Genomic DNA, 12,742 nt, shown 5'->3' with positions numbered 1-12,742 from the left:
GCCTAGAAGCTGACGATGAAGGGGCGGCGGCTTTTTTGCCGGGGTCAGGGGATGTGGCTTGACGGGTCACGTTAGGGAGGGGAAGCGCCTGTAAGCCAAGGCAGTGGAGCCACCCTGAATCGATCAGCTTCTTGCCGCCGATCACCGGGCGGCCAAAATCCAATGCCGCATTTTTTTGGTTCTTTTTTGGGGCGGCTCAGCCAAAAAAGAACCCCGCCGGGAGGGCAGAAAAAAACATGGAGGAGCGATGAGCGACGGCTCTTCTTCAGACCTGCTGAAAGAAAATATGCACACATTCACGGAAAAGAACATGAAACGCCGTTGGGGCTGCAAGCCCCACCAAACAACGCCTCTCGCGCCAAAGGCGCGCATCCCAAACAAAAAGCCGCCCCTTTGGGCGGCCTTCCCTATCTCTTCAGGCTCGCTACGCAAGCAATATCTTGCACATAGTCCGCCCCGAAGCCAGAAACAAGGCCCAAGCCATACGGTAAATTTTGACAAACCATTGACAGCCATATGCTCCCGGCGCTTTACGGCATAGGAAAAAATGACCTTTCTAGACTTTTTTTAAACATACATAGCGTTAATATAACTTAACAAATTAAATTTGGCACACATGGTGCTTAATATTGCGCAAATGGAATTGAGAATCGAACAAGGAGGGTTCCGATGTCTTTAGTCATTAACCACAACCTCATGGCGATGAACGCCCAAAGAAACCTGTCCGAACACTATGGTCGGCTCGGTGTTTCCACCAGGCGCTTGTCTTCCGGTCTGCGAGTCGGCACAGCAGCCGACGATGCTGCCGGACTGGCGATCCGCGAACTCATGCGTTCGGAAATCAGCTCTCTGCACCAGGGCATCCGAAATGCATCAGACGCGATCTCACTGATCCAAACGGCTGACGGCGCACTGCAGGTCATCGATGAAAAGCTCATTCGCATGAAAGAGCTGGCCATGCAGGCATCCACGGGTACCTATAACTCCGACCAGCGTCTGATCATCGACTCCGAATATCAGGCCATGTCCTCGGAAATCACCCGTATCGCCAATGCCACGGACTTCAACGGAATTTATCTCTTGAACGGCAACCTGTCCGGTGACCCCGGTGTCGACCACGACGGTACAGGCCTCCAGGCAACCGGCCCGCTGAAGATCCACTTCGGCACGGGTAACGACTCCTCTGAGGACTACTACTATGTAGCCGTTCAAGGCTCCACCGCGTCTGCCTTGGGCCTCGGCCATTCAGCCGCGCTGAAGACCGGCACCACCTGGGAAGCACAGAATGCGGGCAAGTCCATCTCCACCCAGGCCATGGCACAAACGGCCATGGATGCCATCAACCAGGCCATCATTTCCAAGGACAAGATCCGCGCCAACCTCGGTTCCATGCAGAACCGGCTGGAAAACACGATCACCAACCTGGAAATTCAGGCCGAAAACCTGCAATCCGCCGAATCCCGCATTTCCGACGTCGACGTGGCGCAGGAAATGACCGAATTCGTGCGCAACCAGATTCTCACGCAGTCCGCTGTCGCCATGCTGGCACAGGCCAACTCCCTGCCGAGAATGGCCATGCAGCTCATCGGCGGCTAGTCGTAACAGACCGCCTGCGACTGAAGACGATCGGAACCAAACCCCACGGCTCATGGCCGTGGGGTTCGGTCTCCGGTCGTTTGCAGTGGTTTTGTGGAGAATTATGATTCCAGGAAATCCAGGGCGATGCGCGCAGCCTCCTGCTCGGCCCGCTTTACGCTCGTGCCGCTGCCCCGAAACAATTCTCCCTCGGGCAGAGTCACATCCACCTCGAAAATCTTCTCATGCTCCGGCCCGCTGGTGCCTGCCAATACGTAGAGAGGCCGGTCCCTGAACATCTCCTGGGCGACTTCCTGCAGCCGGCTCTTGTAATCCTTGGTTTCGGGCAACATGGCCCTGACGGGCCACTGCTCTTCAAACAAACACAGGATGGTCTGCCGGGCGGCCTCGAAGCCGCCGTCCAGGAAAACCGCGCCGAGCAGCGCCTCAAAGGCATCCGCCAGAAGTGCATCGCGCTCCCGGCCTCCTTGCAATTCTTCGCCCCGGCCCAACCGGATATGCCTGTCCAACCCCAGCCCGCGGGCCATTACAGCCAGACTCGCCTCCTTGACCAACTGGGAACGGATACTCGTGAGCTGCCCCTCCGGAGCCGTGGGATAACGCTTGAATCCCTCCTCGGAAATACACAGCTCCAGCACAGCATCCCCCAAAAATTCGAGCCGCTCGTTATCTTCCCGACAATCCTGTTCATTGGCAAACGAAGAATGCGTCAACGCGGTCTCCAGGAACTTGACTTGAGCAAACCTATGGTGGATACACTCCTGTAGAGCATCAATATCCATTCAACCCCCTCTATTATGCAATCAGACGCCCACTTACGCGAATTATTCAATCCAGGCTCCATTGCCGTTGTCGGCGCTTCACGGAGCCCGCACAAGCTCGGGAGCGTCATTCTGTCCAATTTGATCTCGGCAGGGTACAAGGGGACAATCTTTCCCGTCAATCCCAACGGCGGAGAAATTCTCGGACTCAAGGCATATCCGTCCGCAGCAGCCCTGCCCAAACCACCGGACCTCGGCATCATAGTACTTCCCCGTGAAAAGGTGCTCGCGGCCATGCAGGAACTGGCCACGGCCGACGTGGATGCCATCTGCGTCATAACAGCGGGATTCCGCGAGACCGGCCGCGACGGATTCCAACTGGAAATGGAAATGGCCGACCTGGCCCGCAGGAAGAATATCACCCTGCTCGGCCCCAACACCCTGGGGCTGGTCAACACCTCCATCGGGCTCAACGCGACCATTGCCCAGGCTCAACCGAAAAAAGGGTCCATCTCTTTCTTCTCCCAGAGCGGCGCACTCTGCTCGGCCATACTGGACTGGGCCGACGGCGAGGACATAGGTTTTTCCAAATTCGTCTCCCTGGGCAACAAGGCGGGCGTCTCCGAGGCCGATGTCATGGAGGCTCTGGGCGACGACCCGGACACCAAGGTCATTATCGGCTACCTGGAATCCGTGGACGACGGCCAGAAATTCCTGGCCAAGGCGCGTGCCGTCACCGACAAGAAACCGGTCATCATGATCAAGGCGGGCACCACCCCGGCCGGAGCCAGGGCCACATCGAGCCACACCGGCTCCCTGGCCGGCAGCGTGGTGGCCAGCACTGCCGCGTTCAAGCAGGCAGGCATCATCAGGGTGGAAAGCCTGGAATCCCTGTTCGACCTGGCCCGCGCTTTTGCCGAACAGCCACTGCCCACCGGCCCGAATCTGACGGTGATCACCAACTCGGGCGGTCCGGGCATACTCGCTGCGGACGCCTGCGAAGACGCCGGATTACATCTGGTCCGTCCATCCAGGGACACCCTGAAGATTCTGTCGCAATCCCTGCCGCCCTTTGCCTCCCTCTACAACCCCATCGACATCATAGGCGACGCCAAAGCGGACCGATACAGGCTCACCCTCGAAGCCGTGGCCAAGGACGAAAACACCAACGCCATCCTGACCCTGCTCACACCGACAGCTTCGGCCGAGATCATTGAGACCGCTCAGGCAATCATCGACATTTCCAAGGAATGCGCCAAACCCGTCTTCGCCTGTTTCATGGGCGAAGAACGCATCGGGCCGGGACGCGACATGCTGCTCAAGGCGGGCATCCCCTGCTACGAATATCCGGAACCGGCCATCAGGGCCATTTCCGCCATGCTGGACCATTATCGCTGGAAACACCGTCCCTACCCGGTGGAGATCTGCTTTCGCCGCGACAAGGGCAGGGCCGAACGCACCATCGAGCAGGCGCTGAAAACCGGCCTCACCGAACTGCCTTTCGCCGAGGCCATGGACATCGCCGCCGCCTACGAACTCCCGGTTCCGGAAACGCGGCTGGTGCGCACCTCGGATCAAGCCGTGCGGGCAGCCAAGAAAATGGGCTACCCCGTGGCCCTCAAGATCGTGTCCCCACACATTTCCAGCCGAAGCGAAGTGAATGGCGTAACTCTGGACCTGCACACTCCCAGGGATGTTCGGGATGCATGGCTGGACATCACCTCGCGGACCCAGCGCAAACGCCCGGACGCCTATATCGCAGGATGCCTGGTCCAGACCATGGGGCCGGTCAAGGCACGGGAGGTGGTGGTTCGGTTCACCCAGGACCCGCAATTCGGGCCCCTGGTCTCCTTTTGCATGGCCGGACCCTCCGCCGAGGTGCTGGGCGACATCAGCTACAGACTGGCCCCTCTCACGGTCCAGGATGTTCAGGACATCATTCGTGAAATAAAATCGTTCCCGCTCCTGCGCGGCGTACGGGGCGAAGAACCGGCAAATCTGAGCGCCATAGAAGACGTTCTGCTCTCCATGTCTCAGATGGCAACGGACTTCCCGGAAATCCGGGAGGCCGAACTCAACCCGATCCTGGTCGATGGAGAAGGCGCCCTTGTCACGGACCTGCGCCTGACCGTGGGCCGAATATGACGTTTGGACTTTTTTAAAGGTCTCATATACAGAAAGAGATGGGGTTGCACCGCTCGCGCCCCTTTCACACTCAGGAGGAATATCGGCATGGCTGGACTCTATATCGGATCGACCACAGGGTACTCGGGCAAGAACATGATCGCCATGGGTCTGGGCCTGCGTTTGCAGAAAGAAGGCTTCAATGTGGGCTACATGAAACCGGTCGGAGCCATGCCCATGGAAGTCGACGGGAAACTCGGCGACGAGGACGCGGCCTTTGTTCAGGACGTGCTCGGCATCCATGAAGACCCCGAGAAGGTCACGCCGGTCGTGGTCACCCAGGACTTCAAGGTCAAGGCGTTCACCGGCAAGATGGAAGGCCTCCTCGACAAGATCGTCGAAGGGTATGCGGCCGTGTCCAAGGACAAGGACGTCACCCTGGTGGCCGGCTCCGGCTCCATGTACTCGGGCAAGTACTGCGACACCGACGCCATTTCGGTCATCAGGAAACTCGGCATCAAGACCATCATCATCGACCGCTTCCAGAAAGAGCTCAAATACGACTACCTCATGGTCATGAAGGAAACTCTGGGCGACCTCATGGCAGGCGTCATTCTCAACGATGTTCCGCCCAACTTCATGGACGAAATTTCCCAGTTGCTCGGCCCTTCCATGGAAGCCAAAGGCGTAAAAATCCTCGGAATCATCCCCCGCGACCCCCTCATGGGCGCAATCAAGGTGGGCGACCTTGCCGACCGCCTGGGCGGCAAGATCATTTCCGCGCACAACAAGAGTGAGCGCGTAGTGGAGTCCTTCCTCATCGGCACCATGCAGGTGGAGAACTTCATGACCCACTTCCGCAAAAAGAAGAACTCCGCCATTATCGTGGGCGGCGACCGGTCTGACGTGCAGCTCGTGGCCCTTGAAGGGGATTGCCCCTGCCTCATCCTGACGGGCAACCTCTATCCCAACGACATCATCCTGACCCGGTCCGAAGTCCTGGAAACCCCCATCATCATGGTCCGTGAAGACACCTTCACCGTGGCCAAGAAGATGGACGACATCCTGTCCCGCCACAAACTGCGCGACGCGATCAAAATCAAACAAGGTGCGGAACTGGTCTCCGACAACATCGATTTCGAATACCTGAAAAAAGAAATCGGACTGAAATAACCGACCAAAATTCCGAGGCGCGGACCTTTCAATATCCGCGCCTCGTTTTGGCAACTCTGAAGAAGAATGCCATGCACCGTTTGATCCTTGCCCACATATTCTTACTTTTCTTTGCCTCTACGGCCAGCGGCTGGGAAGTCATCACCCTTTGCACAGCCGACGAGCAGGAGAGCCTCTCTTCCCAAAAAACAAATATGCTCCTGACCGAATGCTTCCACCGGCTGGGATACAGGCTGACGATCCTGCCCCGCCCCAACAGACGCAGCATTTGTGAAGCGGACCTGGGAACAGTCGACGGCAACTATGCCAGAACCGAAGCGGTAGCGGCATCTTACCGGAACCTCATCATGATCCCCGAGCCTCTCGGGTGGGAATCCATCACGGCATTTTCCGCGGACCCGAACTTGAAAGTCGACGGATGGAGGAGCCTCCTCCATCACCATGTTGCCTGGGTGAACGGACGGGCGATCTGCGAAACCCACCTTGGAACCGCCCCCCAAAAAACCCTGGTAAAGAACGAGAAAGCCCTTTTGAAGTTTCTCAGTGAAGGCAGGGCTGAGGTCGGCGTCATGGGGCTCAAAAAAGGATGTGATCTCCTCCAGAGGCTGAACATCACCAACGTGCGCCCTCTTTTCCCCCCCCTGGAAGTGGCCCAGCTCTATCTCTACATGCATAAAAAGCACGAGGCCATCATCCCCAAGGTCACGGAAATGCTGCGCACACTGAAATCGGACGGGACCTATGAAGCCATTCACCAGCATCTCTTCACAGACGCTCCGTACCCGGGGAAAATGCTCTCGAATCCACAGCCCTGATCCCGATCCATGCACTCGACTGACAGCATTTCCAACCACTGTTCCCCGCATGACTTGTCCCGACTCAAAACCAATCAATAAAGAGAGATACCCATGAAACCGAGACTGATCGTGCACGGCGGCGCCTGGGATATCCCGGACGAGTTTGCCGATGCCCACGTGGCCGGTGTCCGCCAGGCCGTGGACCGGATATATCCCCTGCTTCAAAATGGCCTGTCCGCGCTCGACGCGGTGGAAAAGGCGGTCAACATCCTGGAGGCGGACCCCACCTTCGACGCCGGGCGCGGCGCATTCCTCAATGCCTGCGGCGACATCGAACTGGACGCCCTGATCATGGACGGTCAGGCCCTGGACTTCGGGGCCGTGGCAGCCGTAACCAATCTCCTGCATCCGGTCTCCCTGGCCCGCAAGGTCATGGAGAACAAGGACTTCCGCATCCTGGTGGGCGTCGGGGCCACGCAGTTTGCCCGTGAATGCGGCTTCACTGAGGTGGACCCGCGAGAACTGCTCACGGCCCGCGAGCTGGACTTTTATGAAAAGATAAAGAACGACGAGAAATTCACTCCCATAAACGCCTTCAGCGGTGAGCACCCCTCGGACACCGTGGGCGCAGTGGCCCTGGACGCGGACGGCAACCTGGCCTGTGCCACCTCCACGGGCGGCACCCCGCGCAAGCATCCGGGCCGTGTGGGCGATTCCCCCATCATCGGGTCGGGCGGATATGCGGACAACGAACTTGGTGCAGCCTCGGCCACGGGTTACGGCGAATCCATCCTGAGGGTAATGCTCTGCAAGACCGCCTGCGACTTTCTGCGCACCGACCTGCCCATGGACGCGGCCAGCCTTTCAATGGATGTGCTCAAATCGCGCGGCCATGGGTTCGGCGGCGTGATCATGCTTTCCCCCGACGGCACATACGGCTTTGCCCACAATACCCCGCGCATGGCCTTTGCCTATGCGGACGACAAGGGAAAAACCAGGGCGCAGATCAACACATAGATCATCCCTTGCGGCCCAGCCACACGCCGACGCCCACCACCCCGCAAGCCCCCAACTGCAAGGCGGAGAGGGTTTCCCCCAACATGAGCCAGCCCGCGACCAGGGCAACCGGCGAAACCAGATTGATGGCCATGGCAGCTCGGCCGACAGGCATGGAGGTCATGGCCATGTTATACAGACCAAAGGCCCCCAGGGTGACGAAAAGGCCGAGGTAGGCCACAGCCAGCCAGGCGGTCAGCGGAACGTCGGCGAGGGGCATGGGGTTGCCGATACAGACCCCGGGCAGAAAAAACACAGCCCCGGCCACACATTGCATCCCGGTGAGCCACCATGTGGGGTATCGGGCGCTCAACCGCTTCATGACCACCATGTACATGGCCACGCAGATCATGGCCCCCACTTCCAACAGGTTGCCGAGCACAGGATTTGGAGCCGCAGCATCGGCCGAACCGCCCAGCGACAGGCAGATCACGCCGCCGATGGAGACAAGAAGACCGAAAAGTCCCCTGCCGGACATGGGTTCCCTGAGGACAATCCACGCCCCGGCCGCCACCAGAAGCGGCACCAGGGATGAAATCATACCGGCCTGCGACGAGGTGGTCAGGCTGATGGCATAGCCTTCCAGCAAGAAATAGAGACACGGCTGCATCAGGCAGAGAAAGGCCAGAACCTTCCAGTCTCCCGCCATGTATTTCGGCGCGGGAATACGCCTCCGAACGAGCAGTACGGTGAACGAGGCCAAAGTCATACGCAACCAAATTACGCCCATGGGCGCAAATCCTGCCAGGGCAGCCTTGGTTGCCATGAAGGAGGTTCCCCACAGGAAAACAGCCCCAGCAAGGCAGAACGGGGCCAGCAGCCCTCTTCCTTGGACAGGCAGAACGCGAGAGGCTTCCGTACTCATGATCACCCCCTTCCCATCATGGAGCGCACTACAAAGCCAAGATTCTTGGGGTTTTCGCCTACCCTGCGGATGGAATAGGGCCACCAGTCCCGCCCAAAAGGCAGATAAAGCCGAAGGGACACGCCCTGGGCCACCAATTCCCGCTGATAGTCCGGCCTGACACCGAGCAGCATCTCCACTTCCCACTGATCCCGTTGCCAACCGTTGGCCTCGGCCACATGGGCCGCGAACTCGACCATGCCGTGGTCATGGGTGCCGAAGACCGGGTACACGCCCTGCTCCCGCGCTCCGGAGGAGAGCAGGGTGACGATGGCTTTCCGATAAGCGTCATCGCGCTCCCGCCGCCCGGTCACGGCCACGGCTCCCGACTCGGCGAATGCGCCCTTGACCAGCCGGACCATGGCCCCGTCCTCCACGAGTTTCTCCAGGTCGTCCGAGGTGCGATGCAGGTACGCCTGGACGGTCACGGCAGCGGGCAGCCCCTCCTGAAGCAACTCCTGATACAAGCCGAGGGTGGGTTCGGTAACCGAGGAATCCTCCATATCCAACATGAGCACGTTGCGACCGGTGTCGCCGCTTTGGGACACGCTCCGGGCAAGGGCAAACACATTTTTCCGGCATGCCTCCCAGGAAATCATGGACCCGACCTGGGTCGGGTCCACGGACATATGCACATCCAGCCCACTTTCCCCGAGTCCGTCCGCCACACCGATCAAGGCGTCCAGGGTCGCCTGCACCTCGATCGGGTCGTCCACGTACTCACCGAGGTAGAACAGGGAAGCGGACACGCCCCGCGATTTGAGCTTCCGGGCGCAGGCAAGCCCGCCCGCCACGTCCGCACCGCCCACAAACTGGCGGGCAAAACGGGTCATGAGCGAAGAGCCCTGCATGAAGCGGGTCACGGCCTTGCTTCGGGCCTGGGCTATCATCAATTTCTGCCACAAGAGCATGAATCTTCTCCTTTGGTTGGGAGAGGATCATAAGCGGCGCCTGACAGGATGTATGGTACGAAATTGCGGTTACGATCCGGTGCAGTTGGAGGACTGGTACTGCAAGGGCGTGGCCCCGGTATATTGCCTGAACACTCGGGAAAAATGGGACTGGTCCGCGAACCCGGTCTCCACGGCGGCCCGGCTGATGGACATGCCGCCCGCCAGCAGTCCCTTCCCCATGTCCACGCGAAGCTGATTCTGATAGGCATGGGGAGGCAATCCCGTGACATCCCGGAACAACCGCAAAAGATGATAACGGCTCAGTCCTGCCACTTGAGACAACGTGTCCAGATTGACCTTTTCCGCGACATTGTCCGCCAGGTACTCCTTGACCACCCGGACCGCACGTTCATTCCCGGAAGGCTGATCCGGGATGCCCAGACTGGCATGACGCGACACCAGTTCGGCCAGCCCCTGGATGAACAGGCTTTCCTTTTCCAGCCGGTCCGCACCCTCGATGATAGCCAGGTGCAGGGTGCGCCATGCATCGACCAGGCCGGGGTCATCCACCACGGGTTCTGGGAAATGCGGCTGTCCGACCTCATGCCCGAAGACCTCGGCGGTCACTGATTCAAGCAGGGGGACATCCACGTAGAACATGCGGTAGGTCATGCTGGAATCCGGGTCTGGATTGCAGGCGTGAGCCACGTTCGGCCCGATAAGGATCATCCGCCCGGCAAGGCCGACATACGCTTCGCCCGCAAGGTAGAATGTGGTCTTTCCGGTCTCGATCACCCCTACGGAATAGGCCGCATGTGCGTGGTTGCAAAAGGCCTCCTCATGGTAAGAGGAATAACGCACCTCCACGCCCGGAAGATCCGGATCACGCCAGAACTGCACGTCGGAATTGGTCGGCATTTTACCCATGCAGGTACGCTACAGGCCCATCGGCCAACGCGTCAACACCATGTCCACGGTTACTTGATTTGGGACCTCGGCAACACGGGAAAGGGTTGAACCCGACGCTTGGGGTCCATCTTCACCGGCTTCTGAATCGTCTTCACCCCCTGACCGGACGGCCCCAGCTTCCAGTTGTCCACCAGTACGGAGCATTGCGCCCCATCCGACACTCCCTGCACCCAAAAACCGGTCTGGTGTACATGGTGGAAGGTGTTGCCGAACGAGGTCGTAGCCCCGTCTCCGTATCCGGTGACCACGGCCCAGCCATTGGCCTGCGCCTCGGCATCGGTCCAACCGGGATTGAAATCCACAGAATAGGTCCTGTACCCGCCGGACACCGGGTCGAAATCCGCAATCTCCTTGCACCACGGCCAGTGCGCATCATCATACCGGGCAAAGATGTACCCCTTGGGATTGGAATTGTCCGGCCGCAGGACCCATTGCACCGTCTTGATGTCCATACTGATCCGGGTGAAGCCCGCTGCCGCGAAATCACCGGTGAACCCGTTGTTGGCGAAGCTGCCGCCCAAACCGCCGATGCCGTGAAATTTCACGCATGCCCCGGGGTTGCCGCCCTCGCCTTCGAACTGTTTGGTGGTGTTGTAAGTCCCCCAGGTGGAAGTGCCCAAATTGTTGACGTCAAAGGTCAGAACCACGCTACCTGCCACGGCCGTTCCCACAAGAAACACCCCTGCCACAAAACTCATGAAACCAGCCAGAATGCGCATACCGTTCCTCCCGTGCTGCCCTTGGTAAAATCCTCTGTATCACGAATACCAAAACGTATACAGTCGTCGCCATGACGCAATCGCCAACCGACACCACCGATCTCACCACACGGTCCATTCCCAAGGTGATACGACAGGTAGCCGTACCTGCCAGTGTGGGATTTTTCTTCAATACCATGTTCAACGTGGTGGACACATGGTGGGCAGGGCGCATCGACACCCATGCAGTGGCCGCATTGGCCCTGTCCCTGCCGGTCTATTTCATCATCACTGCCCTGGCCAGCGGCATCGGCACCGGCTCCACAGCGCTCATGGGTTCAGCACTCGGAGCCAGGGACCGGGACCAGGCAGCACTCATTGCCGTGCAGATGCTCAGCTTCGGCATCTTCGTTTCCGCCTTCCTGGCCTGGTTCGGACTGATCTTTTCCCCGGATATCTTCGGCTGGCTCGGAGCCGAAGGCTCCTACCTCACGACCTGCCTGGAGTACATGAGTCCGATTTTTTCCTGTAATTTCTTTACAGTATCCCTCTTTCTCTTCAACGCAGTGCTCCAGTCCCAGGGGGACACGCGGAGTATGCGCAACGTGCTCATCCTGATGGCCACCCTGAACGTCGCATTTGACCCCTGGTTCATTCACGGCGGATTCGGGCTGCCTGCCATGGGACTGGCCGGCGTGGCCTGGGCCACGGTCCTCCTGCAGGGGGTCGGAGCGGTCTACCTGTTGGTCAAGGCGCGCCGGACCGGTCTGCTCAAGACAAACAGCGGTCGCAACCTCATCCCCCGCCCGAAAATCTACGCCGAAATCGCCCGTCAGGGGTTCCCGGCGTCACTGAATTCCATGACCATCGCGCTCGGCTTCTTTGTGATTTTCCGTTTCGTCTCGGGATTCGGCCCGGAAGCGGCAGCGGCATACGGCATCGCCACCCGCATCGACCAGATTATTCTCCTGCCGACCATCGGCCTGTCTGTTGCCGCCCTGACCATCACGGCCCAAAACTACGGCGCAAACAGGATCGACCGCATCAGGGAGAACATGAAAAAAAATCTCCTTTACGGCGCTATGCTGATCCTGCCGCTGTCCGTGCCCATCTTCCTGTTCGCGGAACCGCTCATGCGAATCTTCACCGACGACCCGGCTGTGACGGCCATCGGTGCCGAGTATTTGCGTATCGACGCCTTCACCCTCTACGGCTACGTGGCCATCTTCGTCCCCACCTCGATCCTCCAAGGCATGAAACGTCCGCTTTTCGCCATCTGGCTGGGCCTCTCCCGCCAGGTCGCCGCACCATACATCCTGTTCACCCTGTTCACCCGAACGCTGGGCTATCCCATAACCGCCCTGTGGTTCTCCATCCTCGGCATCGTCTGGATATCCGCAGGCATAGCCTTCTGGTTTGCCCGCAGGACCGTCAACAGGGTCCAGGACAGCATCCAGCGCTCCGAGTCCGTCACAAAACCCACTCAACAATAGCGGCCGCGCGGCCATGACGAACAGCCCGCATCCAAGGTGGCGCTGTTTGTTTTGTTCATAGCGCATTCGCGGTGATCCTTTGTTCGTCATCCCAATAATGGGTTATGCCTCTTTGTTGATGACGTAGCGCATTCGCGGTGGAAGCTAGCACCATCATTACGAAGTGTTTCGCTTTTACAGCGACTTCTTTTTGTCCGAAGCGACAAAATGAAGCAAAAAACGCTTTTCTACGCTGTGGGCCTGGCCCCGAAGCCAAGAGCCTGTAGGCGGCTTTCGCT

12 protein-coding genes are annotated in these 12,742 nt (G+C 59.1%); 6 read left to right on the top strand and 6 right to left on the bottom strand.

All coding sequences use genetic code 11. The features are described 5' to 3' along the window. The first annotated feature begins 669 nt into the window (after nucleotides 1–669). Complete coding sequence (locus DWB63_RS17005) at nucleotides 670–1,596, top strand: flagellin (protein WP_128330066.1); 927 nt, start codon at nucleotides 670–672, stop codon at nucleotides 1,594–1,596. 101 nt (nucleotides 1,597–1,697) lie between these two features. Here the strand turns inward: DWB63_RS17005 and rnc are convergent, their stop codons facing one another. After that, a complete protein-coding gene (gene rnc, locus DWB63_RS17000) occupies nucleotides 1,698–2,378 on the bottom strand; it encodes a ribonuclease III (RefSeq protein WP_128330065.1) in 681 nt (226 codons plus the stop codon). Nucleotides 2,379–2,393: 15 nt separating this feature from the next. On the opposite strand from rnc, the gene DWB63_RS16995 reads away from it, so the two are divergent. The 4 genes from DWB63_RS16995 (at nucleotide 2,394) to DWB63_RS16980 (ending at nucleotide 7,468) form a co-directional block, all read left to right on the top strand. Further along, nucleotides 2,394–4,502: an acetate--CoA ligase gene (locus DWB63_RS16995; RefSeq protein WP_128330064.1), complete on the top strand. Its 2,109-nt coding sequence runs from the start codon at nucleotides 2,394–2,396 to the stop codon at nucleotides 4,500–4,502. 87 nt (nucleotides 4,503–4,589) lie between these two features. Then, on the top strand, nucleotides 4,590–5,654 hold the full coding sequence (locus DWB63_RS16990; RefSeq protein WP_128330063.1) for a phosphotransacetylase family protein: 1,065 nt from the start codon (nucleotides 4,590–4,592) through the stop codon (nucleotides 5,652–5,654). A 71-nt stretch (nucleotides 5,655–5,725) separates the two neighbouring features. Beyond that, complete coding sequence (locus tag DWB63_RS16985; RefSeq protein ID WP_128330062.1) at nucleotides 5,726–6,469, top strand: hypothetical protein; 744 nt, start codon at nucleotides 5,726–5,728, stop codon at nucleotides 6,467–6,469. Nucleotides 6,470–6,562: 93 nt separating this feature from the next. Continuing rightward, on the top strand, nucleotides 6,563–7,468 hold the full coding sequence (locus DWB63_RS16980) for an isoaspartyl peptidase/L-asparaginase (RefSeq protein ID WP_128330061.1): 906 nt from the start codon (nucleotides 6,563–6,565) through the stop codon (nucleotides 7,466–7,468). Nucleotide 7,469: 1 nt separating this feature from the next. On the opposite strand, the gene DWB63_RS16975 is transcribed toward DWB63_RS16980, so the two are convergent. The 4 genes from DWB63_RS16975 to DWB63_RS16960 form a co-directional block, all read right to left on the bottom strand. Next, the gene (locus tag DWB63_RS16975; RefSeq protein WP_128330060.1) at nucleotides 7,470–8,372 is read right to left on the bottom strand and encodes a DMT family transporter; all 903 of its coding nucleotides are present in this window, start codon (nucleotides 8,370–8,372) and stop codon (nucleotides 7,470–7,472) included. 2 nt (nucleotides 8,373–8,374) lie between these two features. Continuing rightward, a complete protein-coding gene (locus DWB63_RS16970) occupies nucleotides 8,375–9,322 on the bottom strand; it encodes a proline dehydrogenase family protein (RefSeq protein ID WP_128330059.1) in 948 nt (315 codons plus the stop codon). A gap of 69 nt (nucleotides 9,323–9,391) precedes the next feature. Next, nucleotides 9,392–10,231 (bottom strand): AraC family transcriptional regulator, encoded by an 840-nt coding sequence (locus tag DWB63_RS16965; RefSeq protein ID WP_128330058.1) that lies wholly within the window; start codon nucleotides 10,229–10,231, stop codon nucleotides 9,392–9,394. A gap of 50 nt (nucleotides 10,232–10,281) precedes the next feature. Next, nucleotides 10,282–10,992, bottom strand: coding sequence for a hypothetical protein (locus DWB63_RS16960; RefSeq protein WP_128330057.1), 711 nt, complete (start codon nucleotides 10,990–10,992; stop codon nucleotides 10,282–10,284). A gap of 71 nt (nucleotides 10,993–11,063) precedes the next feature. Here DWB63_RS16960 and DWB63_RS16955 point away from each other — a divergent pair, with 71 nt between their 5' ends. Next, the gene (locus DWB63_RS16955; protein WP_128330056.1) at nucleotides 11,064–12,464 is read left to right on the top strand and encodes an MATE family efflux transporter; all 1,401 of its coding nucleotides are present in this window, start codon (nucleotides 11,064–11,066) and stop codon (nucleotides 12,462–12,464) included. 55 nt (nucleotides 12,465–12,519) lie between these two features. On the opposite strand, the gene DWB63_RS17450 is transcribed toward DWB63_RS16955, so the two are convergent. After that, the coding region (locus DWB63_RS17450) for a hypothetical protein (RefSeq protein WP_206613192.1) at nucleotides 12,520–12,742 on the bottom strand (223 nt) is incomplete at its 5' end.

It is taken from the genome of Pseudodesulfovibrio sp. S3, from assembly GCF_004025585.1.
Lineage (GTDB): Bacteria > Desulfobacterota > Desulfovibrionia > Desulfovibrionales > Desulfovibrionaceae > Pseudodesulfovibrio.
The sequence above is the reverse complement of the archived record's forward strand: the minus strand, read 5'-3'. Positions and strand labels throughout refer to the sequence as shown.

Bases quoted from the DNA above. Each gene is read 5' to 3' on its own strand.
- DWB63_RS17005 (WP_128330066.1), top strand. From the start codon at position 670: ATGTCTTTAGTCATTAACCACAACCTCATGGCGATGAACGCCCAAAGA.
- rnc (WP_128330065.1), bottom strand. From the start codon at position 2,378: ATGGATATTGATGCTCTACAGGAGTGTATCCACCATAGGTTTGCTCAA.
- DWB63_RS16995 (WP_128330064.1), top strand. From the start codon at position 2,394: ATGCAATCAGACGCCCACTTACGCGAATTATTCAATCCAGGCTCCATT.
- DWB63_RS16990 (WP_128330063.1), top strand. From the start codon at position 4,590: ATGGCTGGACTCTATATCGGATCGACCACAGGGTACTCGGGCAAGAAC.
- DWB63_RS16985 (WP_128330062.1), top strand. From the start codon at position 5,726: ATGCACCGTTTGATCCTTGCCCACATATTCTTACTTTTCTTTGCCTCT.
- DWB63_RS16980 (WP_128330061.1), top strand. From the start codon at position 6,563: ATGAAACCGAGACTGATCGTGCACGGCGGCGCCTGGGATATCCCGGAC.
- DWB63_RS16975 (WP_128330060.1), bottom strand. From the start codon at position 8,372: ATGAGTACGGAAGCCTCTCGCGTTCTGCCTGTCCAAGGAAGAGGGCTG.
- DWB63_RS16970 (WP_128330059.1), bottom strand. From the start codon at position 9,322: ATGCTCTTGTGGCAGAAATTGATGATAGCCCAGGCCCGAAGCAAGGCC.
- DWB63_RS16965 (WP_128330058.1), bottom strand. From the start codon at position 10,231: ATGGGTAAAATGCCGACCAATTCCGACGTGCAGTTCTGGCGTGATCCG.
- DWB63_RS16960 (WP_128330057.1), bottom strand. From the start codon at position 10,992: ATGCGCATTCTGGCTGGTTTCATGAGTTTTGTGGCAGGGGTGTTTCTT.
- DWB63_RS16955 (WP_128330056.1), top strand. From the start codon at position 11,064: ATGACGCAATCGCCAACCGACACCACCGATCTCACCACACGGTCCATT.